The sequence below is a fragment of the Azotobacter chroococcum genome, assembly GCF_002220155.1.
Taxonomy (GTDB): Bacteria; Pseudomonadota; Gammaproteobacteria; order Pseudomonadales; family Pseudomonadaceae; genus Azotobacter; species Azotobacter chroococcum.
Genome location: NZ_CP011835.1, coordinates 1,240,456 through 1,266,043, shown reverse-complemented (window position 1 = coordinate 1,266,043; position 25,588 = coordinate 1,240,456). Strand labels below are relative to the sequence as shown.

The window sequence follows — 25,588 nt, the reverse complement described above, 5'->3', positions numbered from 1 at the left end:
GTGGGATTGGCGGGCCTGAGCGGCCCGCCGTCCCGCTCAGGCGGTCACGCCCTCGGCGCGGCGCTGGCCGAGCAGGTAGAACACCGCCGCCGCAGCCACCACGACGCCGGGCGCGGAAGCCAGCAGCAGGCCGGTCGCGCCGGTGCCCATCGCCAGCATCTGCCCGGCCACCAGCGGCCCGCTCATCGAGCCCAGGCGGCCGACCGCCACGGCGGCGCCGACGCCGGTGGCCCGTACCGCGGTGGGATAGAACAGCGGCGCCAGCGCGTAGAGCACCAACTGCCCGCCGATGGCGAAGAAGCCGGCGGCGAAACCGGCCAGCAGCATGCTGACGAACGCCGTGGACAGGCCCAGTCCGGCGAGGGCAGCGAGGATGCCGGCGTAGGTCAGCGCCACCAGCGCCAGCGGACGCCAGCGATCCAGCAGCAGCCCGAGCAGCAGCGAGCCGGTGGCCCCGCCGAGGTTGAAGAGAATCTGCACCATGCCGGCCTGGGGACGCGTGAAGCCCTGGCCGACCAGCAGCGACGGCAGCCAGTTGAGCAGCATGTAGACGACCATCAGGGTGAAGAAGTAGCTGATCCACAGCAGCAGGGTCGGCATGGCCGCGCCCTCCTGGAACAGCCCCTGCCAGAGGGAGGCGCGTGGCCCGCCCCGGGCGTTCTGCTGCGCGCGGAAGGCCGCCGACTCGGGCAGGCACAGGACCAGCAGCGGCGCGACCAGGAGCGGCGCCACCCCGCCGACGTAGAACACCGCCTTCCAGCCACTGGCGAAGCCGGCCATGCCGACCAGCGCCGCCAGCGCCCCGCCCAGCGGCACGCCGCAGTACATCAGGCTGACCGCAGTGCCGCGGGAGCGCGCATCCGCCGCCTCCGAGGACAGGGCGATCAGGTTGGGCAGCGCGGCGCCCAGGCCGACGCCGGTCAGAAAGCGCGCTGCCAGCAGGCTGTTCAGGTCCCAGACCAGCGCGGTGGCGATGGAGAACAGGCCGAACAGCACCACCGCACCGATCAGTACCCGCTTGCGACCGATCCGGTCGGCCAGCCAGCCGCCGCCCAGGGCGCCGGGCAGCAGGCCGAGGATGCTGGCGCTGAACACCGCGCCCATCATCGTCGAACTCAGGCCGAACTGGGCGGCCATGCCCGGCGCGGCGATGCCGGCGGATTGCAGGTCCATGCCTTCGAGGAGCGCAACGACAAAACACAGGCCGATGGTCGTGTAAGTACGACGAGACTCTTTCCCTACCCTATTCATCGAAAACCACCTTTTGCAGGATTCGGACAGGCGGCCGCGCGCCCCGGCCCATGCCGGCGCCAGGCGCATCGTGGGGTTACTGCATCGACCGCCGCTATCGCGAGGCGTATCCGCCGGGTTATGGCCTGGCTGTCGGGAAAGAGGGAGACGTTGTCCGGGGTCGGGCAATGCCGGCGAGGCAGGGGGAGAAGGGTGCGGCGCACGAGAGGCGCCAGGCGAGCGGAGCCAGCTTCATCATGTTCGTTTCCTTTCTTATCGATTGTTATCCGGAAGCCTCATTAGTTAATCAACTTAATAATGAAGCGCTGGCATTTCAGCAAAGGTTTTTTTCACCGTCAACGACCATGAAATTATAGGAAGCAGAAGGCTAATAGTTAAAAAACATAACAATAAAAACAGCAGCACCGCCCGCCGCCCCGCGCAGCCTTGCCGTGGCTCAAGGAATCGCGCATCAGGCCCTGCCGGAGGCTTTTCTGTTCACGCGGGCAGGTCATACTTGTTGCAGGTTCACCGCACAGGACACGACCATGCCTTACCAACACATCATGACCGCCGTCGATCTCACCGACGAATGCCATCCGGTCATCCGCCAGGCCATTGCCCTGGCCAACTGCTTCCAGGCCCAGCTGTCGCTGGTGCACATCGTCGAGCCGATGGCCATGGCCTTCGGCGGAGACGTGCCGATGGACCTGTCGACGCTGCAGCAGCAGCAGACCGACCAGGCCCGCGAGCGGGTCGAAGCCTTCGCCAGCCAGTATCCCGAGCTGCTGCCCGAGCGGCGGCATATCCTCTTCGGTCAGCCGCGCCAGGAGATCCACCAGCTGGCACTGGAGAAGGGCTGCGATCTGATCGTGGTCGGCAGCCATGGCCGCCACGGCCTCGCCCTGCTGCTCGGCTCGACCGCCAACGACCTGTTGCACGGTGCGCCCTGCGACGTGCTGGCGGTGCGTCTGAAGAAGCCCGAATGACCCCGGCGTCCCTCCTCCCTGCGGGTGAAGGGACAGGCTCAGTCCTCGCCGTCGCTCATCACCAGCGGACGGATCTTCGCGAGCTGGGTTTCCAGCGAATAGCTCATGCTGGACGCCATGGAGAAAAAGGTCAGGAAGGCCTTGAGGTTCGAGTCGCCGCCACAGGTGCCATGGATGCGCTGCCAGAAGGCCTGGTTGACCAGCTGCAATTGCTGGAACAGACGCACCAGGCCCTTCAGCTCCCAGTCGGCATGGCGCCTTTCCCGGGCGTTGAAGTACTGCCGTGCCAGATAGAGGGATACTGCGCGCAGGGCGAACTCCTGCTGGCTGGCGAACGGCAGATGCTGCTGCGCCATCGGCCGCAGGCGGGCCAGGCGGGGACAGGCGCTGGTGGCCATGATCACCCCGAGCAGCGAGCGCACGCCCTCCTCCAGACTGACCTGCTTGCGGTATTCCCGCTCCGGCGTGCGCACCCAGACCTGCGCCTTCTGGAATGCCGGCAGCCCCTGGAAGTCCTCGATCACCCCCTGCAGGTCCAGCGCCGCCGGACAGTGGCTGTACTGTTCCGGACTCAGCGGGCAGTTGCTGCACTGCTGGTAGCCCAGGCGCGTCCAGCCGGGCGCGGCCTCGGCGTGCGTGCGGTCGTAGCCTCGCTCCAGCTCGATGCGATAGCTGAAGGCGTGCCAGTCATCCAGGGTGATGCGGTAGTCGATTGCCATAGGTGTCTTCCGGCCGGTCGCTGAGAAAAAGCCGTGGCGCCCGGCTACCTCGCCGTGCGCCCGCTGCGGCGAGCCGGTCAGCTCTCTTCCAGCTCCGCCCAGCGCTCGAGCAGACGGTCGAGCTCCTGTTGCAGGCCTTCCAGGCGGGCCAGGGCCGCGCTGCTCTGTTCTGCCGGCTGCTGATAGAAGGCCGGATCGGCGATGCGCTCCTGCAGCTCGGCCAGTTCCGTCTCCACGGCGTCGATCTGGCCGGGAATCGCCTCCAGCTCGCGCTGCAGTTTATAGCTCAGCTTTTTCCTGGGAACGGTCGACGGGCTGGCAGTTTCCGCCGCGGCGGCAGCCGGCGCCTCCCTTTTCGGCGCCTCGTCCCGGCCCGGGCGTTCGCCGACGCCCAAGAGGCGCGGCGAGCCGCCCTGGCGCAGCCAGTCCTGGTAACCGCCAACGTATTCGCGGACCCGGCCTTCGCCCTCGAACACCAGGGTGCTGGTCACCACGTTATCGAGGAAGGCCCGGTCGTGGCTGACCATCAACACGGTGCCGGGGAAGTCCAGCAGGATCTCTTCCAGCAGTTCCAGGGTTTCCACGTCCAGGTCGTTGGTCGGCTCGTCGAGCACTAGCAGGTTGGCCGGCTTGCTGAACAGCTTGGCCAGCAGCAGGCGCGCGCGCTCACCGCCGGACAGTGCCTTGACCGGGGTGCGGGCGCGCTGCGGACTGAACAGGAAATCGCCGAGATAGCTCAGTACATGGCGGTTCTGACCGTTGATGGTGATGAACTCGCGGCCTTCGGCGATGTTGTCGATCACCGTCCTTTCCGGTTCCAGCTGGTGGCGCAGCTGGTCGAAATAGGCCACCTCCAGCTTGGTGCCGACGTCGATGCGGCCGCTGGTGGGCTGCAGTTCGCCGAGCAGCAGCTTGAGCAGGGTGGTCTTGCCGGTACCGTTGGCGCCGAGCAGACCGATGCGGTCGCCACGCTGCAGGACCATGGAGAAGTCGCGAATCAACGACTCGCCACCGGGGTGGGCGAAGCCAACGTGCTCGGCGACGATCACCTGCTTGCCGGACTTCTCCGCCGTCTCCACCTGGAAACTGGCCTTGCCCTGGCGCTCGCGGCGCTCGGAGCGCTCGGCGCGCATCGCCTTGAGCGCGCGCACGCGGCCCTCGTTGCGGGTGCGGCGGGCCTTGATGCCCTGGCGAATCCACACCTCCTCCTGGGCCAGACGCTTGTCGAACAGCGCGTTGGCGGTCTCCTCCGCCGCCAGCTGCTGCTCCTTGTGCACCAGGAAGCTGGCGTAGTCGCCGTTCCAGTCGATCAGGTGGCCGCGGTCCAGCTCGAGGATGCGGGTGGCCAGGTTCTGCAGGAAGGCACGGTCGTGGGTGATGAACAGCACGGCACCGTTGAAGCCGCTCAGGGCCTCTTCCAGCCAGGCGATGGCGCCGATGTCGAGGTGGTTGGTCGGCTCGTCGAGCAGCAGCAGGTCGGGTTCGGAAACCAGCGCCTGGGCCAGCAGCACACGCCGGCGCCAGCCGCCGGACAGCTCGGCGAGGGTCTTGTCGGCCGGCAGCTGCAGGCGGCTCAGGGTGCTGTCGACCAGCTGCTGCAGGCGCCAGCCATCCTTCGCCTCCAGTTCCTGCTGGACGTGCATGAGCTTGTCCAGATCGGCGTCGCTGTGAATGTTCTGGCTCAGGTGGTGATACTGGGCGAGCAGCTCGCCGACCCCGGTCAGGCCCTCGGCGACCACATCGAACACGGTGCGCTCGTCGGCGCGCGGCAGCTCCTGCGGCAGTTCGCCGATCTTCAGCCCCGGCGCGCGCCAGATCTCGCCGTCGTCGGCGTTCTGCTCGCCCTTGACCAGGCGCAGCATGCTGGACTTGCCGGTGCCGTTGCGGCCGATGATGCAGACGCGCTCGCCGCGGGCAATCTGCCAGGACACCTTGTCGAGCAACGGCATGGCGCCATAGGCGAGGGAAACATCGGTGAACTTGAGCAGCGTCATGGGCAAAATCTCGAAGAAAATCGGCGCACATTCTATCAGGCCCGGGCGCCGGCCATGCGCGCACGCCTCCTCGTCGGGCTTTTCAGTACGCTGTCAATACAGGTGGAGCTACAGCTAAACTAGACAGGAGTTCCATTACCTCGAAGTTCCGTCGCCACTCCTTCCCCCGAGAAGAGTCATGCGCAGTCGATTCCTCAGCCTGTTTTTCTGCCTGTCCCTGATCCCCCTGGCCATTCCGCCCGCCGAGGCGGCTTCGCTCGGCGAGCAGCGCATCCTCTACGACCAGGCCAAGCGGGCGCTGGCCAAGGGCGATGCCGGCCCCTACCTGCGCAACCGCCAGGCCCTGCGCGACTATCCGCTGGAGCCCCACCTGGCCTACGACGAGCTGACCGCCCGCCTGAAGAGCGCCAGCAACAGGGAAATCGAGGAGTTCCTCGCCGAACATGGCGACCTGCCGCAGATCGGCTGGATGAAGCTGCGCTGGCTGCGCTGGCTGGCCGAGCGCGGCGACTGGCGGACCTTCGTCGACTACTACGATCCGGCGCTGAACTTCACCGAACTCGACTGCCTGTACGGCCAGTATCAGCTCACCCACGGACGCAAGGCCGAAGGCCATGTCAGCGCCGAGAAGCTCTGGCTGGTCGGCAAGTCGCAGCCCGAGGCCTGCGACACACTGTTCGGACTCTGGGCCGCCGACGGCCAGCTGAGCGAGCAGAAGCGCTGGCAGCGCCTGCGCCTGGCCGCCGACGCACGCAACTATGGCCTGGCCACCCATCTGGCGAAGAGCACCCCCAGCCTCGAGCGCGAAGGCCTGCTGATGGTGGAGGTGGCGCAGAAGCCACAGATGCTGCTGAGCCAGAGTTCGCGCTTCGCCCCGGCCAGCGAGCGCATGGCCGACGTGGTCGGGCTCGGCCTGCGCCGCCTGGCCCGCCAGGAGCCGGACAAGGCCCTGGCCCTGCTCGACGACTACGCCCGGCGCATGCGGTTCTCCAGCGAGGAGAAGGTGGCAATCGCCCGGGAGATCGGCCTGACCCTGGCCAAGCGCTTCGACAGCCGGGCCCTCGCGGTGATGGCCGAATACGATCCGGAACTGCGCGACAAGACCGTGGCCGAATGGCGTACCCGCCTGCTGCTGCGCCTCGGCCGCTGGGACGAAGCCCACCGCCTGACCAGCCGAATGCCGCAGGAGCTCGCCAGCAGCAACCGCTGGCGCTACTGGCAGGCGCGCAGCCTGCAACTGGCCCAGCCGCAGAGCCAGCAGGCGACCGGGCTCTACCAGCCGGTCGCCCGCGAACGGGATTTCTACGGATTTCTCGCCGCCGACCGCATCCAGGCTCCCTACCAGCTGAACCACAAGCCGATGGCACTCGATCCCCGAGTGATGCAGAAGGTGCGCAACACCGCCGGCATCCGCCGGGCCCTGGAATTCCACGCCCGCGGACAGGTCGTCGACGCGCGCCGCGAGTGGTATCACGTCAGCCGCCTGTTCAGTCGCGAGGAAATGGTCGCCCAGGCCAGGCTGGCCTATGACATGGGCTGGTATTTCCCGGCCATCCGCACCATCAGCCAGGCCCAGTACTGGGATGATCTGGACATCCGCTTCCCGATGGCCCACCAGGGCAGCCTGACCCGCGCCGCCAGGAATCGCGGCCTGCACTCGAGCTGGGTGTTCGCCATCACCCGCCAGGAAAGCGCCTTCATGAACGATGCCCGCTCCGGCGCCGGCGCCGGCGGCCTGATGCAGCTGATGCCGGCCACCGCCCAGGAAACCGCGCGCAAGTTCGGCATCCCGCTGAGCTCGCCGCGCCAGGTCTACGATCCTGACACCAACATCCAGCTCGGCGCCGCCTACCTCAGCCAGGTGCATGCCCAGTTCGGCGGCAACCGGGTGCTCGCCTCCGCCGCCTACAACGCCGGTCCCGGGCGCGTACGCCAGTGGCTGCGCGGCGCCGACCACCTGGCCTTCGACGTCTGGGTGGAAAGCATCCCCTTCGACGAAACCCGCCAGTACGTGCAGAACGTGCTGTCCTACTCGGTGATCTACGGGCACAAGCTCAATGCTCCGCAACCCCTGGTGGAGTGGCACGAGCGCTATTTCGACGATCAGTAAACGTCAAGCCACGGGCTGCGTTGCATCGGCCGCGGCAAGTGCCGGCCCGGAATTGCTGCTCAGCAGCGGCGAGTCGGGTGGCAGATGCATCCGCAGGGCCGCTGCGCGGGTGGTGAAGCGCAAGGTCTGGCTGTTTGCCGGCTCGCCGTCCAGGTTCAGGTCCAGTCCCCCTGGCGCCTCGACCTCGATCCACGGTAGGCGCGCCCCGATGGAGATGGTCTCCGCACCGAGAATGCGCAGGGAAATCAGCGTCCCCAAGGTGCTGAGCGGGCTTTCCGCATTCTCCGGCGCCGGCACGATGCAGAGGTCGAGCAGACCGTCGTCCACCAGCGCTCCGGGACAGAGCAGATTGCCGCCCCCGGCCTGACGTCCGTTGCCGATGCCCAGCGCGAGAAACTCGCCTTCCCAGCAGAAATCCGGTCCGCGAAAACGTCCGAAGGAAGCATGCAGCTCATTGAAACGGGTCAGTCCGGTAAGAAGATAGGCTGCCCCGCCGAGCGCCTTCTTCAACTCCTCGGGAGTATTGGCAGTGACCTTCGAGCCGAAGCCGCCGGTGGCCATGTTGAGAAACAGCTGGCCATCCACCTCGCCAAGATCCACCGGGCTGGGTGCGACATCCAGCAGGGCCAAGGCCTCTGCCGGCGGCAAGGGCACGCCTGCCGCACGCGCGAAGTCGTTGGCCGTGCCCAGCGGCAGGATCGCCAGACTGGCGTCGCCGCCAGCCAGGACCATGGCTTCCGCCACTTCGCGCAAGGTGCCGTCGCCACCACCGGCGATGAGCGTCGGATAACCCGCCGCCAGCCCCTCCTCGACCAAGCGGCGGGCATCGCCGGCCTCCCAGGTCAGGCGCACGGCAATGTCCCAGCCAGCCTTGCGCTGGGCAAGGATAGCGGCACGCAGTTCCTCGTTCGCGGCCTGTCGACCATGCAGCACCAGCCATGCCTTGTGCTCGCCCATCGTTCACCTCGGAAAACTTTCCAGCCAAGTATGGACGACAGGAGGATGGCCAACGCCCTCCAGCACTCCCCTCAGCCCAGCACTTCGCTCAGCGGGATGAAGCGCACCGGGTCGCCTTCGGCCAGGGTGGTGTCCTCGAGTATCTCGACCAGGCCGTTGGCCCAGGCAGCGCTGAGCAGTACGCCAGGGCTCTGGTTCGGATAGAGCACCGCGCGCCCATCCTCCAAGCGCGCACGTAGATACTCGCGGCGTTTGCCGGGCTTGCTCCAGACGAAGCCGGCCGGCACCGGGAAAGTCAGCGGCATCACGGCCTGCACCCCGAGACGGCGCAACAGATAAGGCCGGGCCAGCAGGGCGAAGGTGACCAGCGAGGATGCCGGATTGCCCGGCAGGCCGACCACGGGAATGCCACAGTAACGGCCGACGGTCAGTGGCTTGCCCGGCTTGATCGCCAGTTTCCACAGGGCCAGCTCGCCTTCCTCGCGCAGAACCTGACCGAGGCAGTCCGCCTCACCGACCGATACCCCACCGGTCGAAAGGATCAGATCGACGGCTCCCAGCTCGCCAAGTCGGACGCGGGTCAGCTGCGGATCATCGGGCAGGATGCCGGCATCCAGTACGCTGCAACCCAGCCGCTTCAGCCAGCTGAGCAGCAGGGTGCGGTTGCTGTTGTAGATCTGCCCCGGCCCCAGTGGCTGTCCAGGCCCGACCAGCTCATCCCCAGTGGAAAGCACTGCCACCCGAAGGCGTCGCCGCACCAACAGCCCGGCAGCCCCCAGGGAAGCGGCCAGGCCCAGTTGCGCAGGCCCCAGGCGGGTGCCAGCGGCCAGCACGGTCTCACCGCGACGAGTTTCCTGGCCCTGCTCGCGGATGTTCTGTCGCGGGCGCAAAGCCTGAGTGAAGCGTACTCGCCCGTCCTCGAGCAACTCGACATTTTCCTGCAGCTCAACGCAATCCGCCCCCTCCGGCACCGGCGCTCCGGTAAAGATGCGCGCGCAGGTACCCAACTGCAGGGGCTCCGGGGCCTGCCCGGCGAAGACCGTCTGACTGACTGTCAGCGGCTCGCCCGTCCAGCCGGCCAGACGCAGGGCATAACCGTCCATGGCGCTGTTCGGCCAGGGCGGCAGATCCAGGGGAGCGATCAGGGGCTCGGCCAGCACGCGCCCTTCGGCATCATCCAGTGCCACCTGTTCGGAATCACCGACCGGTTCTTTCTCGGCCAGTTGCAACAGGCATTCGAGAGCCGCCTCGACGGACATCAATGCGTTTTTTTTCATTGCCTTACCCGCGAGTCTCGCAGGACGCCACCGGCTTCAGATGGGGCACGAAACTGCAGGGGCGATGACGGGCATCCAGTTGCTCGGCGAGGATGCCATCCCAGGCAGTGGCGCAAGCCCCGGTCGACCCCGGCAGGCAACAGACCAGGGTGCCATTGGCCAGACCGGCCAGCGCGCGGGACTGTACAGTGGAAGTGCCGATCTCTTTCATGGAAATATGCCGGAACAGCTCACCGAAACCATCGACCTGCTTGTCCAAAAGACAGGCTACGGCTTCGGGCGTGCTGTCGCGGCCAGTAAAGCCGGTTCCACCGGTGATCAATACGACCTGTACGTCCTTGTCGGCGATCCAGGCGGCGACCACGGCACGAATATGGTACAAGTCATCCTTGAGCAGCAGGCGCGCCGCCAGCTTGTGCCCGGCCGCGCTCAGGCGTTCGACAAGCAGTTGGCCGGAGGTGTCGGTACCCAGAGTGCGGGTGTCGCTGACGGTCAAGACCGCGATGTTCAACGGCACGAAGGCCGCTTCAACCTTGTGACTCATGCTGCCTTCCAGGGTTGTGGAGAAGTCGGGCCGGAGTTATACCACAAGCCATCACTGGAGCCATCCGATGAGCCTCCCCGGTACGCCCTTGCCCCCCTGTTCTGTACTGCTGCTGGCTGGCGGTCGCGGGCAACGCATGGGAGGGCGCGACAAGGGGCTGCTGGAATGGGGAGGCAAGCCGTTGATCGCCCACCTGCATGCCTTGACCCGACCACTCACCGATGACCTGATCATCTCCTGCAACCGCAATACCGAACGTTATGCAGCCTATGCCGACCGTGTGGTGCATGACGACAGTCCGGACTTCCCTGGCCCCCTGGCCGGCATTCGCGCCGGACTGGCAGTTGCCCACCACGCATGGCTGCTGGTACTGCCCTGCGATGCTCCCCTGCTCGACGCTGCACTGCTGAACAGTATGCGTCAAAACGCCAGCCCCCATCCCGGACAGCCTCTGCTGTTACGCCAAGGGCAACAATGGGAGCCCCTGTTCTGCCTGGTACCCAAGAGCCTGAAACCAGCCCTTGAACGGGCCTGGCAGGGCGGCGAGCGCAGTCCGCGCCGAGTCTTTCTGAGCCACTCAGCCACAGTCCTGCAATGCCCACCGGGAGATCCGCGGCTAGCCAACCTGAACACACCGCAATTGCTGGCCGAAGCGGAGAACAACGTAGATCACCACAAATGATCTGACACAGCCCGGCATCCGACTCAAAAGAATTTAGACATGCAAACCTGTACAGGGTCAGGCCAGAGACGAAAAAGCCCGCACTAGGCGGGCTTCTTGTAGACACCCCGGCCGAAGGCTGGGGTTCTCGGGTATGGTCGGAGCGACTGGATTCGAACCAGCGACCTTCTCGTCCCGAACGAGACGCGCTACCAAGCTGCGCTACGCTCCGAAGATGGCGCGCATTCTACAGAAAAACTTTTTATGCACAAGGGGTTAGATAAAAATTTTTATGCATTTTGAATTGCTGCCTGAATAAATTTCGGGCACTGAAAAGGTGGCGACCAGCATCTGACAATACTGATCGGCAGCAATATCTATCTCTACTGCGCACCGGGCCGCGGGGAAAGGCAGACCCATTGGACTTTCTCGGATGCCAGTACCAGGGGTAATCGCGATGAGCCCTCCGGGCCAAACAACAGCTGAGTTCGGTACTGCGCAGTGGCGCAGGCCCGGATGCGCCTGCCTGCCGATGCCCAGCTGGCTACTGTTGCTCTGCTGTACGCTGCCCGGCGTATCACGCCCAGGTTGCTGGCCGAGTACGGGCTGTTCTCGATCGCTCACTGGTCGCGCACCATGTCGACAAACCACTCCAGATCCAGATCGCCGATCGAACTCAGGAAATAGCAGCACTCACGCGTTTCTGGCCGCCCAGATGGCGAATCGACTCCACTCGCCCCTGAGCCGTCAGCCCTTCCAGGCTCCAGTCAGTCCCCAGGATCGCGGCTTAGGCTGTAACAACGCACCTCAAGGCGCCATGGTCCTTGTCGATCGTTTCCAGGGCCAGCAGAGCGCCCTCTCGCAGACTTGCTCGTCCAACCAGAGCGCGACCTCCTCGTACAGCGTCGAATGGTTGTCCTTCAGGGTCAACACGTAGTCGTGCCTTGGCCGCGACGATCTGTGCGGCCAAGGCCTTCCCTTCTGGCAGCCGATGGCGTCGATGCTGACTACCGCGCCACGCGGGTCCACCTGCTTCATCAACTCCAGCAGGGCTGGTGATTTCGTTGGCCTTGTCGGGCACTCCCTGCTGGACCAGCATCCGTCGGGCCTGCGTCGCGAAGGCGCTCATCAGATGCACGGCGCTGCCGTTCGGGCACAAGCCGCGCAGGGCCTTGCCGTCGAGGGCGATAGGCGACGTGGGCGATTGCTGCTCGAAACGCTTCTCCACGGCCTCCAGGCATGACGTCGCGGACATCATCACCGCTATAGCCGTTCGGACTGGCCACCCAACTGAGGGCCTCGCGGTCGCAGCAGTCCAGAGCAAAGGTCACGCACAGCCTGGCGCCATCCTTACAGCGAAATTCGAAGCCATCCGAGCACCAGCGGGTATTGCTCATTGCCATGGCCACCCGACCTTCGTGACGTCGCGCCACGCCGGACTGCTTGTGCCGGCGCTCCAGCAGCAGGACGTGATCGCGCATGACCGATAGACGCGTTTCGCGTTGACCACAGGTTGCGCCCGCTGCTCGCTCTGTCGACGCACGAATCCCCATACCCGGCGACAGCCATAGCTGGGTAGTTCGCTGATGGCTTTCTGGATCCTGGCGACCAGGGCGGCATCGTTGAGCGCTCTGCCACGACGGGGCTTCGCTGCGTCAGACGATTGTTTGATGCGAGCGGTCAACTGCGAGCGCGCTACACCGAGACTTTCACTGACCGCCGACAGGCGGCCGTCCTGATAAAACTTGCGCCAGAGGAATACCGCTGCGCCGGGCTACGAGCGAGACGCTTTGTCCCGGCTCCATGCACTCGCACACCATGGCCAGTTTCTCCTCGACGCTCCAGCGGCGGCGCCGCTCCTGGCCGGGAATTTCGATGGATTTGTCTTTGCTGGTAGTCATAAACACAGTCGTTTGCCTATCCCTTATAGTAAAGGGGAATCGGTATCCTGTATTTTAGGGGGCTCGTCCAGTTACGTCCTCAAGCGCCTGCCGGCAGCGAAAAGCGTCGAAGACGACGAAGGGCTGCTGCCGTGGAACTGCACTCCGACGGCGCCACTATGAAAAACGTCAGGCGATGCCCGAAGGCGGGCCAAATAGAAAACCCCCGAGCCATGGCTGGCTCGGGGGTTTGCAATAGGCGCTTGACGATGACCTACTCTCGCATGGAGAAACCCCACACTACCATCGGCGATGCGTCGTTTCACTGCTGAGTTCGGGATGGGATCAGGTGGTTCCAACGCTCTATGGTCGTCAAGCAATTCGGTTGGGATGTCGCGTTGCGGCGCCATCCCGAATCGGGCATGTGATGTCTGTGTCTCGGTGGCTTTGCGGTTCAGCCGGATTTTCGGTTTAGTCGGCTTCGACCTCACCCGCTGTGCCGATCCTTCCGGTCGGCCAGATTGTTTGGGTGTTATATGGTCAAGCCTCACGGGCAATTAGTATGGGTTAGCTCAACGCCTCACAACGCTTACACACCCCACCTATCAACGTCGTAGTCTTCGACGGCCCTTCAGGGAGCTCGAGGCTCCAGTGAGATCTCATCTTGAGGCAAGTTTCCCGCTTAGATGCTTTCAGCGGTTATCTTTTCCGAACATAGCTACCCGGCAGTGCCACTGGCGTGACAACCGGAACACCAGAGGTTCGTCCAACCCGGTCCTCTCGTACTAAGGTCAGCCCCTCTCAAATCTCAAACGTCCACGGCAGATAGGGACCGAACTGTCTCACGACGTTCTAAACCCAGCTCGCGTACCACTTTAAATGGCGAACAGCCATACCCTTGGGACCGGCTTCAGCCCCAGGATGTGATGAGCCGACATCGAGGTGCCAAACACCGCCGTCGATATGAACTCTTGGGCGGTATCAGCCTGTTATCCCCGGAGTACCTTTTATCCGTTGAGCGATGGCCCTTCCATACAGAACCACCGGATCACTAAGACCTACTTTCGTACCTGCTCGACGTGTCTGTCTCGCAGTCAAGCGCGCTTTTGCCTTTATACTCTGCGACCGATTTCCGACCGGTCTGAGCGCACCTTCGTACTCCTCCGTTACTCTTTGGGAGGAGACCGCCCCAGTCAAACTGCCCACCATACACTGTCCTCGATCCGGATGACGGACCAGAGTTAGAACCTCAAGCATGCCAGGGTGGTATTTCAAGGATGGCTCCATGGGAACTGGCGTCCCCACTTCAAAGCCTCCCACCTATCCTACACAAGCAGGCTCAAAGTCCAGTGCAAAGCTACAGTAAAGGTTCACGGGGTCTTTCCGTCTAGCCGCGGATACACTGCATCTTCACAGCGATTTCAATTTCACTGAGTCTCGGGTGGAGACAGCGCCGCCATCGTTACGCCATTCGTGCAGGTCGGAACTTACCCGACAAGGAATTTCGCTACCTTAGGACCGTTATAGTTACGGCCGCCGTTTACCGGGGCTTCGATCAAGAGCTTCGCTTGCGCTAACCCCATCAATTAACCTTCCGGCACCGGGCAGGCGTCACACCCTATACGTCCACTTTCGTGTTTGCAGAGTGCTGTGTTTTTAATAAACAGTCGCAGCGGCCTGGTATCTTCGACCGGCATGGGCTTATGGAGTAAATCCTTCACCCTCACCGGCGCACCTTCTCCCGAAGTTACGGTGCCATTTTGCCTAGTTCCTTCACCCGAGTTCTCTCAAGCGCCTTGGTATTCTCTACCCAACCACCTGTGTCGGTTTGGGGTACGGTTCCTGATTACCTGAAGCTTAGAGGCTTTTCCTGGAAGCAGGGCATCAACCACTTCGCCTTCGTAAAAGAAGGCTCGTCATCAGCTCTCGGCCTTGAACACCCGGATTTGCCTAAGTGTTCGGCCTACCACCTTAAACTTGGACAACCAACGCCAAGCTGGCCTAGCCTTCTCCGTCCCCCCATCGCAGTAACCAGAAGTACGGGAATATTAACCCGTTTCCCATCGACTACGCTCTTCAGCCTCGCCTTAGGGACCGACTCACCCTGCGTCGATTAACGTTGCGCAGGAACCCTTGGTCTTTCGGCGTGGGTGTTTTTCACACCCATTGTCGTTACTCATGTCAGCATTCGCACTTCTGATACCTCCAGCAAGCCTCTCGACTCACCTTCACAGGCTTACAGAACGCTCCTCTACCGCTCATCCGAAGATGAACCCGTAGCTTCGGTGCCTGGTTTGAGCCCCGTTACATCTTCCGCGCAGGCCGACTCGACTAGTGAGCTATTACGCTTTCTTTAAAGGGTGGCTGCTTCTAAGCCAACCTCCTAGCTGTCTAAGCCTTCCCACATCGTTTCCCACTTAACCAGGACTTTGGGACCTTAGCTGACGGTCTGGGTTGTTTCCCTTTTCACGACGGACGTTAGCACCCGCCGTGTGTCTCCCGTGCTGACACTTGCCGGTATTCGGAGTTTGCATCGGTTTGGTAAGTCGGGATGACCCCCTAGCCGAAACAGTGCTCTACCCCCAGCAGTGATACACGAGGCGCTACCTAAATAGCTTTCGAGGAGAACCAGCTATCTCCGAGCTTGATTAGCCTTTCACTCCGATCCACAAGTCATCCGCTACCTTTTCAACGGGAGTCGGTTCGGTCCTCCAGTCAGTGTTACCTAACCTTCAACCTGCTCATGGATAGATCGCCCGGTTTCGGGTCTATACCCAGCGACTAAACGCCCTATTAAGACTCGCTTTCGCTACGCCTCCCCTATTCGGTTAAGCTTGCCACTGAATATAAGTCGCTGACCCATTATACAAAAGGTACGCAGTCACCCAACAAAGTGGGCTCCCACTGCTTGTACGCATACGGTTTCAGGTTCTATTTCACTCCCCTCTCCGGGGTTCTTTTCGCCTTTCCCTCACGGTACTGGTTCACTATCGGTCAGTCAGGAGTATTTAGCCTTGGAGGATGGTCCCCCCATGTTCAGACAACGTTTCACGTGCGCCGTCCTACTCGATTTCACTTGCCAGATCCTTTCGTATACGGGGCTATCACCCACTACGGCGGCACTTTCCAGAGCCTTCTACTAGAATCAGGCAAGCTTAAGGGCTAGTCCCCGTTCGCTCGCCACTACTAAGGGAATCTCGGTTGATTTCTTTTCCTCAGGGTACTTAGATGTTTCAGTTCCCCTGGTTCGCCTCTTGCACCTATGGATTCAGTACAAGATACCCAGCTTGTGCTGGGTGGGTTTCCCCATTCAGAGATCTCCGGATCACAGTCTGTTTGCCGACTCCCCGAAGCTTATCGCAGGCTACCACGTCTTTCATCGCCTCTGACTGCCAAGGCATCCACCGTATGCGCTTCTTCACTTGACCATATAACCCCAAGCAATCTGCGGCCTCGCGGCCTTGCCTGGATGGGGTGAAGACGACATTCGCCGAAAATTCGCGCTTGAACTCGCAAATTTACCTTGACCTCATCGATTGCAGTGAAACAATCGATCAGTCTACTTCTATCACATACCCGAATTTTTAAAGAACGAATCTGGCGCAAAGACCAGAAATCAGCATTCACTGGGGCCGTTGCCTTCAGGAAATGCTCGTTTCTGAGCTTTCAGCGATTGATGAGTGGTTGGTGGAGCCAAGGAGGATCGAACTCCTGACCTCCTGCGTGCAAAGCAGGCGCTCTCCCAGCTGAGCTATGGCCCCTCTACCCTCTCTCGAGGTCATGACCGGCCACGCCCCTTGACAATTGGTGGGTCTGGGCAGATTCGAACTGCCGACCTCACCCTTATCAGGGGTGCGCTCTAACCAACTGAGCTACAGACCCAATCGTCTCACTCTCGGGTCTAGACCCAATCGCTTTTCGCTAGTGAATCAAGCAATTCGTGTGGGAGCTTATGAAAAGCCGGGATCTTCGATTAAGGAGGTGATCCAGCCGCAGGTTCCCCTACGGCTACCTTGTTACGACTTCACCCCAGTCATGAATCACTCCGTGGTAACCGTCCTCCCGAAGGTTAGACTAGCTACTTCTGGAGCAACCCACTCCCATGGTGTGACGGGCGGTGTGTACAAGGCCCGGGAACGTATTCACCGCGACATTCTGATTCGCGATTACTAGCGATTCCGACTTCACGCAGTCGAGTTGCAGACTGCGATCCGGACTACGATCGGTTTTCTGGGATTAGCTCCGCCTCGCGACTTGGCAACCCTCTGTACCGACCATTGTAGCACGTGTGTAGCCCTGGCCGTAAGGGCCATGATGACTTGACGTCATCCCCACCTTCCTCCGGTTTGTCACCGGCAGTCTCCTTAGAGTGCCCACCCGAGGTGCTGGTAACTAAGGACAAGGGTTGCGCTCGTTACGGGACTTAACCCAACATCTCACGACACGAGCTGACGACAGCCATGCAGCACCTGTGTCTGAGTTCCCGAAGGCACCAATCCATCTCTGGAAAGTTCTCAGCATGTCAAGGCCAGGTAAGGTTCTTCGCGTTGCTTCGAATTAAACCACATGCTCCACCGCTTGTGCGGGCCCCCGTCAATTCATTTGAGTTTTAACCTTGCGGCCGTACTCCCCAGGCGGTCGACTTAATGCGTTAGCTGCGCCACTAAGCTCTCAAGGAGCCCAACGGCTAGTCGACATCGTTTACGGCGTGGACTACCAGGGTATCTAATCCTGTTTGCTCCCCACGCTTTCGCACCTCAGTGTCAGTATCAGTCCAGGTGGTCGCCTTCGCCACCGGTGTTCCTTCCTATATCTACGCATTTCACCGCTACACAGGAAATTCCACCACCCTCTACCGTACTCTAGTCAGGCAGTTTTGGATGCAGTTCCCAGGTTGAGCCCGGGGCTTTCACATCCAACTTACCAAACCACCTACGCGCGCTTTACGCCCAGTAATTCCGATTAACGCTTGCACCCTTCGTATTACCGCGGCTGCTGGCACGAAGTTAGCCGGTGCTTATTCTGTCGGTAACGTCAAAACTGCAAGGTATTCGCTTACAGCCCTTCCTCCCAACTTAAAGTGCTTTACAATCCGAAGACCTTCTTCACACACGCGGCATGGCTGGATCAGGCTTTCGCCCATTGTCCAATATTCCCCACTGCTGCCTCCCGTAGGAGTCTGGACCGTGTCTCAGTTCCAGTGTGACTGATCATCCTCTCAGACCAGTTACGGATCGTCGCCTTGGTGAGCCTTTACCCCACCAACTAGCTAATCCGACCTAGGCTCATCCGATAGCGTGAGGTCCGAAGAGCCCCCACTTTCTCCCGTAGGACGTATGCGGTATTAGCGTTCCTTTCGAAACGTTGTCCCCCACTATCGGGCAGATTCCTAGGCATTACTCACCCGTCCGCCGCTGAATCGGGATGCAAGCACCCCTCATCCGCTCGACTTGCATGTGTTAGGCCTGCCGCCAGCGTTCAATCTGAGCCATGATCAAACTCTTCAGTTCAAATCCACAGGATCCAAGGATCCATATTTCGGCTCAGCAATCGCAAATAAACTCATGAATTCACGAGTGTTACCTGTGTTGCTGACAATCTTTCGATCACCAGTCTTATCCACAAGCACCCACACGAATTGCTTGATTCAACTTGTTAAAGAGCGTTTCGTTTGAGCCTTTCGTCTCAACCGAGGCCGCGCATTCTACAGCAGCCTTCGAACCTGTCAAGCAGAAAAAACAAAAACCTTAAGCCATTTTTACTCAACATTATGACCATGCCTTTTCAAAATAGCAGAAGGACGCCACACCACCTCATGCCCAACTGAAACAGGCGACGAAAGGAAAGAAAGGAAAGCGGGACAAGCCCTCCAAAAAAGCGAGAAATCTCACCCCGCAACCCTTAACTCAAACCAACGTGTTACGCCCTTTGTTGGCCGCAATACGCATGCGCAGCGCATTGAGTTTAATGAAGCCCGCGGCATCAGATTGGTTGTAGGCGCCAGCATCATCCTCGAAGGTGGCGATGTTGGCATCGAACAGCGAGTCGTCGGACTTGCGGCCGACCACGATGACGTTGCCCTTATATAGCTTCAGGCGCACCACGCCGTTCACATTGGCCTGGGAGGCGTCGATCATCTGCTGCAGCATCAGACGCTCCGGGCTCCACCAGTAGCCGTTGTAGATCAGGCTGGCGTATTTCGGCATCAGCTCGTCTTTCAGGTGGGCCACTTCGCGATCGAGGGTGATCGACTCGATGGCGCGATGGGCCTTGAGCATGATGGTGCCGCCAGGGGTCTCGTAGCAGCCCCGCGACTTCATGCCGACGTAGCGGTTCTCGACGATGTCCAGACGGCCGATGCCGTTCTCGCCACCGACCTTGTTCAACTGGGTCAGCACCTGAGCCGGGGTCATCTCGACGCCGTCGATGGCAACGATGTCACCGTTGCGGTAGGTCAGCTCGATGTAGGTCGGCACGTCCGGAGCCATCTCCGGGGACTTGGTCCAGCGCCACATATCTTCTTCGTGCTCGGTCCAGGTATCTTCCAGCACGCCACCTTCATAGGAGATGTGCAGCAGGTTGGCATCCATGGAATACGGCGACTTCTTCTTGCCGTGACGCTCGATCGGGATCTCGTGCTTGGCTGCGTAGTCCATCAGCTTCTCGCGGGACAGCAGGTCCCACTCGCGCCAAGGCGCGATCACCTTGACGCCCGGCTTCAGCGCATAGGCGCCCAGTTCGAAACGCACCTGGTCGTTGCCCTTGCCGGTGGCACCGTGGGAGATGGCGTCGGCGCCGGTTTCGTTGGCGATCTCGATCAAGCGCTTGGCAATCAGCGGACGGGCGATGGAGGTACCCAATAGGTACTCGCCTTCGTACACAGTGTTGGCGCGGAACATCGGGAACACGAAGTCGCGCACGAATTCTTCGCGCAGGTCGTCGATGAAGATTTCCTTGACGCCCAGGGCCTGGGCCTTGGCACGCGCAGGCTCCACTTCCTCGCCCTGCCCCAGGTCAGCGGTGAAGGTCACCACTTCGCAGTTGTAGGTATCCTGCAGCCACTTGAGGATCACCGAGGTGTCCAGGCCACCGGAATAGGCCAGAACTACCTTTTTCACGTCCGCCATGCCATCAGCTCCACGGGTTTTACGAAAAGGCGCCGATTGTAGCGACGACACCCAACCTTTTACAGAGGCGCCACCCTCCTTCTGACCACAAGCAGCAAGGTGCTGCCTGGAACCTTTTCCGGTAGGATGCACGGCAGCCTCAATTTTCTGGAAGCTTCAATGTCCGACCGCCTGACTCTGCTACGCCCCGACGACTGGCACATTCATCTTCGCGACGGCGCCGCCCTGGCCCGAACAGTGCCCGATGCAGCACGTGCTTTTGGCCGCGTCATTGTTATGCCCAATCTGGTTCCCCCCGTGCGCAATGCTGTTGAAGCGATCGACTACCGGCAGCGCATCTTGGCCGCGTGCCCCGCGACCAGCCGTTTCGAGCCTTTGATGACTCTCTATCTTACGGATCGAACCAGCCCAGAGGACATCCGGGCTGCCAAAGCTCATGGCGTTGTGCATGCAGCCAAGCTATATCCTGCAGGAGCCACGACTAACTCTGACGCCGGAGTCACCAGCATCGACAACATCTTCCCGGTGCTGGAAACGATGGCTGAAGTAGACCTACCGGTGCTAGTACACGGCGAGGTGACTCACAGCGAAATCGATGTATTCGATCGCGAAAAGCGCTTTATAGATGACAACCTAACCCGCATAGTCGAGCGCTTTCCTACTCTCAAGGTAGTGTTTGAGCACATTACCACCCATGATGCCGTACAGTTTGTAGAGGCCAGCGGCAGTAATGTTGGCGCCACCATTACCGCTCACCACCTTTTGTACAACCGCAACCATATGCTGGTCGGCGGCATCCGCCCGCACTTCTATTGCTTGCCGGTCCTCAAGCGCCACACTCACCAGGAAGCCCTACTGGCCGCCGCCACCAGCGGCAACCCAAAGTTCTTTCTCGGCACCGACTCGGCGCCGCATGCCCGCCACGCCAAGGAGGCCGCCTGCGGCTGCGCTGGTTGCTACACAGCCTACGCGGCCATCGAGCTGTATGCCGAAGCCTTCGAACAGCGCAATGCCCTAGACCGGCTAGAAGCCTTTGCCAGCCATCATGGCGCCGATTTCTACGGCCTACCGCGAAATACTGAGTACATTACGTTGATCCGCGAAGAATGGACGGTGCCGGCCAGCCTGACGCTCGGCGAGCACAGCTTGGTCCCATTGCGTGCAGGAGAGAAATTGCGCTGGCGTCTGCTGGAGGAAAACACGTGACCGAAGAACGCTTCGACGACATCCTCGAAACACCTAGCGCCACCAACACGTCACGCCACCCCTTGGCACACCGCTTTCGAGGCTACCTGCCAGTCGTTGTGGATGTTGAGACCGGCGGATTCAATAGCGCGACCGATGCCCTGCTGGAAATTGCAGCCACCACCATCGGCATGGATGAACATGGCTTTCTGTTCCCTGAACATAGCCACTTCTTTCGAGTCGAGCCTTTTGAAGGCGCCAATATCGAAGCGGCAGCCTTGGAGTTCACCGGCATTAAACTTGATCATCCTCTACGCATGGCAGTCAGCGAGGAACACGCTCTGCACGAGATCTTTCGCGGCGTACGCAAGGCAGTGAAAGCCAATGGCTGCAAGCGCGCCATTCTAGTCGGCCATAACAGCAGCTTCGACCTAGCCTTCCTCAATGCCGCCGTGACCCGTTGCGACATTAAGCGCAACCCCTTTCATCCCTTCTCCAGCTTCGACACGGCCACCCTGGCCGGCCTTGCCTACGGCCAGACCGTACTCGCCAAGGCATGCCAGAGCGCCGGTATAGAATTTGACGGGCGCGAAGCTCATTCAGCACGCTACGACACGGAAAAAACTGCAGAATTATTTTGCGGGATCGTCAACCGCTGGAAAGAGATGGGCGGCTGGGTAGATTTCGCCTGAGCGAGCGGATTGCCCCCTCGATCACAAGCTCCCTCTCTTCTCGCCAGCCAAGCTGACGAACACTCCCAAGGCTCACTCGAGCGAGGCGCGGGCACTCCGAGGACAGCCTCGCTCCCGAGCCAACTCAGTGGGCAACGGAAGTCCCCTCCTCCTGCTCAAGCCCCGCCACTTGAGACTGCCCCAGGAAGAAGCACCGAGATTCTTACCGCCAGAAGCCACATCAAAGTCTTCAGACCTGAAGATTTCAGATCTGACCAGCGGCCAGCTGAAGCTTTGACAATCATTCTCACTAAGATTAGGATCTCTTCATCACGTCATTACCTGCCGAACAGAGGCGCCTATGTACGTATGTCTTTGCCAAGGTATCACCGATGGTCAAATCCGCAATGCAGTCCAAGGCGGCTGCTGTACCTATCGTGATGTACGTATTGCCCTTGGCGTTGGCACGCAGTGCGGCAAATGCGCATGTGTAGCCAAGCAGATCGCACGAGAGACTCTCGGCGAAGAGGCGCAAAACACCCAGGATGCAACCTTCTGCCCAGCAGTGCTGGCGGCCTCTTGACGCTTGATGGAAACCGGCCTCCACAGAATCCGGTTTCCTCCGCTCCACCCTCTCCAGCCTCGCTGAACTCCTCGCGCAAACAGTCGCACTAGAGACTTATTCTCTATTAGACTCAATCACTTAGCTTTTGACATATCCAGCCCGAAAGACCAAACTGCCTTATCAACATCCCGATTCAAAAGGAATGGATATGAAAGGCGACAAGATAGTCATCCAGCACCTCAACAAAATCCTCGGCAATGAGCTGATCGCAATCAATCAGTATTTCCTGCATGCTCGCATGTACGAGGACTGGGGCTTGGAGAAACTCGGCAAACATGAGTATCACGAGTCCATTGACGAGATGAAACATGCCGACAAGCTGATCAAGCGCATTCTGTTTCTCGAAGGCCTGCCTAACCTGCAGGAACTTGGCAAGCTCCTCATCGGTGAACACACCAAGGAAATGCTTGAGTGCGATCTGAAGCTCGAGCAAGCAGGGCTGCCAGATCTGAAGGCCGCCATTGCCTACTGTGAAAGCGTTGGGGACTATGCCAGCCGTGAACTGCTGGAAGATATTCTCGAGTCCGAAGAAGAACACATCGACTGGCTGGAAACCCAACTGGACCTGATCAACAAGATCGGCCTGGAGAACTATCTGCAGTCGCAAATGGATGAATGAACGGAAAGAGCCTCGTCCGAGTGACTGCAAGCAAGGCACTCTATAGGAGCTACAGCACGCCCCGAACCACTCGGGGCGTTTGCTTTTTAGATGCGCACTGTCAAAGGGCAGGACAATAGCGAAGCCGCACAGCCATGGAACAATCCAGGCAGATGACTACCCGGAATAAAAGCAAGGAAACAGACCGCCTCGCCTGACTTGAACCCAAATGCATGCACTAACGAAAATGCCCATATATTATATATGGGCATTTCCCTGACCACTCTTTCAGGCTGTCCGATTTTCACAGGCTATATTCGGGCCAGAACCTTTGCGATTGCCCTTGCATATCAATCAAGAGTCGGCTTTACCGGCTGCTCCCTTGACGACCTGCTGCAACTCACCCTTTTCAAACAGCTCGAGAATAATGTCGCTACCGCCAATCAACTCACCATTGACCCACAGTTGCGGAAAGGTCGGCCAGTTGGCGTACTTCGGGAGGCTGGCGCGAATGTCCGGGTTCTGCAGAATGTCGACATAGGCAAAACGCTCGCCACAGGCCATCAGGGCTTGCGCGGCACGAGCGGAGAAGCCGCACTGCGGGGCGTTCGGCGAGCCTTTCATATATAGCAGCACAGTATTGCTGGCGATCTGCTCTTTGATGGTTTCGATGATATCCATGGGAGTTACCTCGGCTGGGCTTTCCGACGAAGTCGGCACGATGGCCGCATTGTAACGGAAAACCAAGCTCCGCGCTCAGCCTTCACCAGCCCCTTCAGAAGCAAGCCTTTCCTGCCGGATACAGGCATGGACTTTGCTTTCACTGCTGGGAGGGGCAGTTTGCGCGATTTTGCCTTTTCCCTATAAGATCGCCGCTTTCCCATTTTCGCCACCCTTTGCGTGGCTGCTGCAGGTACGGTTATTTCGGGTGGAGATCCTCGCCCGACCGACAACTCGTACCGATATAAGAAAGGAACCGATGATGAGCGCAAGGCACTTTCTCTCACTGATGGACTGCACGCCCCAGGAGCTGGCCAACCTGATTCGTCGCGGCATCGAGCTGAAGGATCTGCGCAACCGCGGTGCCCTGTTCGAACCGCTGAAGAATCGCGTGCTGGGCATGATTTTCGAGAAGGCCTCGACCCGTACCCGACTGTCCTTCGAAGCGGGGATGATCCAGCTCGGTGGCCAGGCCATCTTCCTCTCGCCGCGGGACAGCCAGCTAAATCGCGGCGAACCCATCAGCGATACGGCCATCGTCATGTCGCGCATGCTCGACGCCGTGATGATTCGCACCTTCGCCCACAACACCCTGATGACTTTCGCCGAGAACTCCCAGATCCCCATCATCAATGGTCTGTCCGATGACCTGCATCCCTGTCAGGTGCTGGCCGACATGCAGACCTTTTTCGAGCACAGGGGTTCGGTCCAAGGCAAGACCGTGGCCTGGGTCGGCGATGGCAACAATATGTGCAACACCTATATCGAAGCTGCCCGGCAATTCGATTTCCAGCTCAGGATCGCCTGCCCGCAGGGTTTCGAACCCAAGCCAGAATTTGTCGCCATCGCACCCGACCACGTAGAAATCGTCCGCGATCCGCGTGAAGCGGTTGCCGGTGCCCATCTGGTCAGCACCGACGTGTGGACCTCCATGGGCCAGGAAACGGAAGCCGAAGACCGGCTGGCGCTCTTCAAGCCCTACCAGGTGACCGGCGAACTGCTTGACCTCGCAGCCGGCGACGTCCTGTTCATGCATTGCCTGCCGGCTCATCGCGGCGAGGAGATCAGCCTCGACCTGCTCGACGACCCACGCTCGGTGGTCTGGGACCAGGCGGAAAACCGCCTGCATGCGCAGAAGGCGCTGCTGGAATTTCTCATCGAACCGGCCTACCACCACGCATGACCCATTCCTTACTGCTCAACCTGCGCAATCTCGTCTGTGGCTACCAGGGTCACAGGGTCGTCCAGCAGATCAGCCTACACCTGAATGCCGGCGATATCGGTTGCCTGCTCGGTCCCTCCGGCTGCGGCAAGACCACCACCCTTCGCGCCATCGCCGGTTTCGAGCCGGTGCAGGAAGGCGAGATCCAGTTGGCCGGCGAGGTGATCTCCTGCGCCGGCTTCACCCTGGCACCCGAGAAGCGCCGCATCGGCATGGTGTTCCAGGACTATGCGCTGTTCCCGCACCTCACGGTGGCGGAGAACGTCGCCTTCGGCATCCGCAAGCACCCGCAGCGCGAACGCATCACCGCCGAACTGCTGGAACTGGTCAAGCTCTCCCATCTGGCACAGCGCTATCCCCACGAGCTTTCCGGCGGCCAGCAGCAGCGGGTGGCGCTCGCCCGTGCCCTGGCACCGGAACCGCAACTGCTGCTGCTCGACGAGCCCTTCTCCAACCTGGATGTGGAGCTGCGCCGCAAGCTCAGCCACGAGGTGCGCGACATCCTCAAGGCTCGCGGTACCAGCGCGGTACTGGTGACTCATGACCAGGAAGAGGCCTTCGCGGTCAGCGATCACGTCGGGGTCTTCAGGAATGGCCACCTGGAACAGTGGGACACCCCCTACAACCTCTACCACGAACCGCTCACCCCCTTCGTCGCCAGCTTCGTCGGCCAGGGCTACTTCATCCGCGGCCAGCTGCTGACCCCGGAGACGGTGCAGACCGAGCTCGGCGTGATCCAGGGCAACCGTGCCTACACCTGCCCCACCGGCAGTTCCGTGGAGGTCCTGCTGCGTCCGGATGACATCGTCTACACACCCGCCAGCGAATTGAAGGCCACCATCACCGGCAAGACCTTCCTCGGCGCCTCCACCTTCTACCGCCTGCAACTGCCCACCGGCAGTCCGCTGGAGGCCATCTTCCCCAGCCACATCGACCATCTGCCAGGGGAACAAGTCGGCATCAGCGTGGCGGCCGAACATCTGGTGATCTTCCCCACTGCGGACAACAGTTCCCTCGAACCCGAGCCGGCCAGTTCCGGCGTGCGCCGCTATAGCGAGGCGAGCTGATCGCAACCGCCG

General features: G+C 60.9%; 19 protein-coding genes, 3 tRNA genes, 3 rRNA genes and 1 pseudogene. 9 read left to right on the top strand and 17 right to left on the bottom strand.

The window, feature by feature from the left end; translation table 11 throughout:
- Positions 1 to 36: 36 nt before the first annotated feature.
- Positions 37 to 1,251, bottom strand: coding sequence for a 3-(3-hydroxy-phenyl)propionate transporter MhpT (gene mhpT / locus ACG10_RS05865; protein WP_089167495.1), 1,215 nt, complete (start codon positions 1,249 to 1,251; stop codon positions 37 to 39).
- A gap of 527 nt (positions 1,252 to 1,778) precedes the next feature.
- Here mhpT and ACG10_RS05860 point away from each other — a divergent pair.
- Positions 1,779 to 2,219 (top strand): universal stress protein, encoded by a 441-nt coding sequence (locus tag ACG10_RS05860; RefSeq protein WP_089167494.1) that lies wholly within the window; start codon positions 1,779 to 1,781, stop codon positions 2,217 to 2,219.
- Between the two features lie 38 nt (positions 2,220 to 2,257).
- Here the strand turns inward: ACG10_RS05860 and ACG10_RS05855 are convergent, their stop codons facing one another.
- Positions 2,258 to 2,938: a DUF6901 family protein gene (locus tag ACG10_RS05855; RefSeq protein WP_089167493.1), complete on the bottom strand. Its 681-nt coding sequence runs from the start codon at positions 2,936 to 2,938 to the stop codon at positions 2,258 to 2,260.
- A 77-nt stretch (positions 2,939 to 3,015) separates the two neighbouring features.
- Positions 3,016 to 4,932: an ATP-binding cassette domain-containing protein gene (locus ACG10_RS05850; RefSeq protein ID WP_089167492.1), complete on the bottom strand. Its 1,917-nt coding sequence runs from the start codon at positions 4,930 to 4,932 to the stop codon at positions 3,016 to 3,018.
- A gap of 178 nt (positions 4,933 to 5,110) precedes the next feature.
- Here ACG10_RS05850 and ACG10_RS05845 point away from each other — a divergent pair, with 178 nt between their 5' ends.
- Positions 5,111 to 7,042 carry a transglycosylase SLT domain-containing protein gene (locus tag ACG10_RS05845; protein ID WP_089167491.1) on the top strand — a complete coding sequence of 644 codons (1,932 nt, stop codon included), beginning with the start codon at positions 5,111 to 5,113 and terminating at the stop codon, positions 7,040 to 7,042.
- 3 nt (positions 7,043 to 7,045) lie between these two features.
- Here the strand turns inward: ACG10_RS05845 and yegS are convergent, their stop codons facing one another.
- The 3 genes from yegS to moaB all read right to left on the bottom strand — a co-directional run bounded on the left by yegS (position 7,046) and on the right by moaB (position 9,820).
- Positions 7,046 to 7,999: a lipid kinase YegS gene (gene yegS, locus ACG10_RS05840; RefSeq protein WP_089167490.1), complete on the bottom strand. Its 954-nt coding sequence runs from the start codon at positions 7,997 to 7,999 to the stop codon at positions 7,046 to 7,048.
- Between the two features lie 71 nt (positions 8,000 to 8,070).
- On the bottom strand, positions 8,071 to 9,276 hold the full coding sequence (locus ACG10_RS05835) for a molybdopterin molybdotransferase MoeA (protein ID WP_089167489.1): 1,206 nt from the start codon (positions 9,274 to 9,276) through the stop codon (positions 8,071 to 8,073).
- Between the two features lie 4 nt (positions 9,277 to 9,280).
- Positions 9,281 to 9,820 (bottom strand): molybdenum cofactor biosynthesis protein B, encoded by a 540-nt coding sequence (gene moaB / locus ACG10_RS05830; protein ID WP_089167488.1) that lies wholly within the window; start codon positions 9,818 to 9,820, stop codon positions 9,281 to 9,283.
- A 67-nt stretch (positions 9,821 to 9,887) separates the two neighbouring features.
- Here moaB and mobA point away from each other — a divergent pair, with 67 nt between their 5' ends.
- Complete coding sequence (mobA, locus tag ACG10_RS05825; protein WP_198319022.1) at positions 9,888 to 10,502, top strand: molybdenum cofactor guanylyltransferase MobA; 615 nt, start codon at positions 9,888 to 9,890, stop codon at positions 10,500 to 10,502.
- Positions 10,503 to 10,636: 134 nt separating this feature from the next.
- Here the strand turns inward: mobA and ACG10_RS05820 are convergent.
- The 10 genes and pseudogenes from ACG10_RS05820 to ACG10_RS05775 form a co-directional block, all read right to left on the bottom strand.
- A tRNA-Pro gene (locus ACG10_RS05820) sits at positions 10,637 to 10,713 on the bottom strand.
- Between the two features lie 44 nt (positions 10,714 to 10,757).
- A complete protein-coding gene (locus ACG10_RS23555) occupies positions 10,758 to 11,105 on the bottom strand; it encodes a hypothetical protein (RefSeq protein ID WP_157731381.1) in 348 nt (115 codons plus the stop codon).
- Positions 11,106 to 11,268: 163 nt separating this feature from the next.
- Entirely contained in the window at positions 11,269 to 11,709 is a 441-nt protein-coding gene (locus ACG10_RS24865) for a hypothetical protein (RefSeq protein ID WP_157731379.1), read from the bottom strand.
- Positions 11,695 to 12,382: pseudogene (locus ACG10_RS24295) on the bottom strand (IS3 family transposase); the annotation flags it as partial. The gene ACG10_RS24865 and the pseudogene ACG10_RS24295, both read right to left, overlap by 15 nt.
- 240 nt (positions 12,383 to 12,622) lie before the next feature.
- Positions 12,623 to 12,738: ribosomal RNA gene (rrf, locus tag ACG10_RS05800) — 5S ribosomal RNA — on the bottom strand.
- 159 nt (positions 12,739 to 12,897) lie between these two features.
- Positions 12,898 to 15,789: ribosomal RNA gene (locus ACG10_RS05795) — 23S ribosomal RNA — on the bottom strand.
- Positions 15,790 to 16,046: 257 nt separating this feature from the next.
- Positions 16,047 to 16,122: transfer RNA gene (locus ACG10_RS05790), tRNA-Ala, on the bottom strand.
- A gap of 44 nt (positions 16,123 to 16,166) precedes the next feature.
- Positions 16,167 to 16,243 (bottom strand) — tRNA-Ile (locus ACG10_RS05785).
- Between the two features lie 92 nt (positions 16,244 to 16,335).
- Positions 16,336 to 17,871, bottom strand: a 16S ribosomal RNA gene (locus ACG10_RS05780).
- Together the 16S, 23S and 5S rRNA genes with 2 tRNA genes alongside form the textbook arrangement of a ribosomal RNA operon.
- A gap of 396 nt (positions 17,872 to 18,267) precedes the next feature.
- Positions 18,268 to 19,488 carry an argininosuccinate synthase gene (locus ACG10_RS05775; protein WP_089167483.1) on the bottom strand — a complete coding sequence of 407 codons (1,221 nt, stop codon included), beginning with the start codon at positions 19,486 to 19,488 and terminating at the stop codon, positions 18,268 to 18,270.
- Between the two features lie 159 nt (positions 19,489 to 19,647).
- Here ACG10_RS05775 and pyrC point away from each other — a divergent pair, with 159 nt between their 5' ends.
- The 4 genes from pyrC to bfr all read left to right on the top strand — a co-directional run bounded on the left by pyrC (position 19,648) and on the right by bfr (position 22,588).
- The gene (gene pyrC / locus ACG10_RS05770) at positions 19,648 to 20,694 is read left to right on the top strand and encodes a dihydroorotase (RefSeq protein ID WP_089167482.1); all 1,047 of its coding nucleotides are present in this window, start codon (positions 19,648 to 19,650) and stop codon (positions 20,692 to 20,694) included.
- A complete protein-coding gene (rnt, locus tag ACG10_RS05765; RefSeq protein WP_089167481.1) occupies positions 20,691 to 21,365 on the top strand; it encodes a ribonuclease T in 675 nt (224 codons plus the stop codon). Before pyrC ends, rnt begins: the two co-directional genes overlap by 4 nt.
- 340 nt (positions 21,366 to 21,705) lie before the next feature.
- Entirely contained in the window at positions 21,706 to 21,927 is a 222-nt protein-coding gene (locus ACG10_RS05760) for a bacterioferritin-associated ferredoxin (protein ID WP_082045475.1), read from the top strand.
- A 190-nt stretch (positions 21,928 to 22,117) separates the two neighbouring features.
- Complete coding sequence (gene bfr / locus ACG10_RS05755) at positions 22,118 to 22,588, top strand: bacterioferritin (RefSeq protein WP_089167480.1); 471 nt, start codon at positions 22,118 to 22,120, stop codon at positions 22,586 to 22,588.
- A gap of 333 nt (positions 22,589 to 22,921) precedes the next feature.
- Here the strand turns inward: bfr and grxD are convergent, their stop codons facing one another.
- Complete coding sequence (gene grxD / locus ACG10_RS05750) at positions 22,922 to 23,248, bottom strand: Grx4 family monothiol glutaredoxin (RefSeq protein WP_089167479.1); 327 nt, start codon at positions 23,246 to 23,248, stop codon at positions 22,922 to 22,924.
- Positions 23,249 to 23,549: 301 nt separating this feature from the next.
- On the opposite strand from grxD, the gene argF reads away from it, so the two are divergent.
- Together argF and ACG10_RS05740 are read left to right on the top strand one after the other, a co-directional pair.
- Complete coding sequence (argF, locus tag ACG10_RS05745) at positions 23,550 to 24,470, top strand: ornithine carbamoyltransferase (RefSeq protein ID WP_089167478.1); 921 nt, start codon at positions 23,550 to 23,552, stop codon at positions 24,468 to 24,470.
- Complete coding sequence (locus ACG10_RS05740; RefSeq protein ID WP_089167477.1) at positions 24,467 to 25,576, top strand: ABC transporter ATP-binding protein; 1,110 nt, start codon at positions 24,467 to 24,469, stop codon at positions 25,574 to 25,576. The genes argF and ACG10_RS05740 overlap by 4 nt, the downstream gene beginning before the upstream one ends.
- Positions 25,577 to 25,588: the final 12 nt, after the last annotated feature.

Bases quoted from the DNA above. Each gene is read 5' to 3' on its own strand.
- pyrC (WP_089167482.1), top strand. From the start codon at position 19,648: ATGTCCGACCGCCTGACTCTGCTACGCCCCGACGACTGGCACATTCAT.
- ACG10_RS05760 (WP_082045475.1), top strand. From the start codon at position 21,706: ATGTACGTATGTCTTTGCCAAGGTATCACCGATGGTCAAATCCGCAAT.
- ACG10_RS05835 (WP_089167489.1), bottom strand. From the start codon at position 9,276: ATGAAAAAAAACGCATTGATGTCCGTCGAGGCGGCTCTCGAATGCCTG.
- mhpT (WP_089167495.1), bottom strand. From the start codon at position 1,251: ATGAATAGGGTAGGGAAAGAGTCTCGTCGTACTTACACGACCATCGGC.
- ACG10_RS05775 (WP_089167483.1), bottom strand. From the start codon at position 19,488: ATGGCGGACGTGAAAAAGGTAGTTCTGGCCTATTCCGGTGGCCTGGAC.
- grxD (WP_089167479.1), bottom strand. From the start codon at position 23,248: ATGGATATCATCGAAACCATCAAAGAGCAGATCGCCAGCAATACTGTG.
- yegS (WP_089167490.1), bottom strand. From the start codon at position 7,999: ATGGGCGAGCACAAGGCATGGCTGGTGCTGCATGGTCGACAGGCCGCG.
- ACG10_RS05860 (WP_089167494.1), top strand. From the start codon at position 1,779: ATGCCTTACCAACACATCATGACCGCCGTCGATCTCACCGACGAATGC.
- ACG10_RS05855 (WP_089167493.1), bottom strand. From the start codon at position 2,938: ATGGCAATCGACTACCGCATCACCCTGGATGACTGGCACGCCTTCAGC.
- moaB (WP_089167488.1), bottom strand. From the start codon at position 9,820: ATGAGTCACAAGGTTGAAGCGGCCTTCGTGCCGTTGAACATCGCGGTC.
- argF (WP_089167478.1), top strand. From the start codon at position 23,550: ATGAGCGCAAGGCACTTTCTCTCACTGATGGACTGCACGCCCCAGGAG.
- ACG10_RS05845 (WP_089167491.1), top strand. From the start codon at position 5,111: ATGCGCAGTCGATTCCTCAGCCTGTTTTTCTGCCTGTCCCTGATCCCC.
- bfr (WP_089167480.1), top strand. From the start codon at position 22,118: ATGAAAGGCGACAAGATAGTCATCCAGCACCTCAACAAAATCCTCGGC.
- mobA (WP_198319022.1), top strand. From the start codon at position 9,888: ATGAGCCTCCCCGGTACGCCCTTGCCCCCCTGTTCTGTACTGCTGCTG.
- ACG10_RS05850 (WP_089167492.1), bottom strand. From the start codon at position 4,932: ATGACGCTGCTCAAGTTCACCGATGTTTCCCTCGCCTATGGCGCCATG.
- ACG10_RS05740 (WP_089167477.1), top strand. From the start codon at position 24,467: ATGACCCATTCCTTACTGCTCAACCTGCGCAATCTCGTCTGTGGCTAC.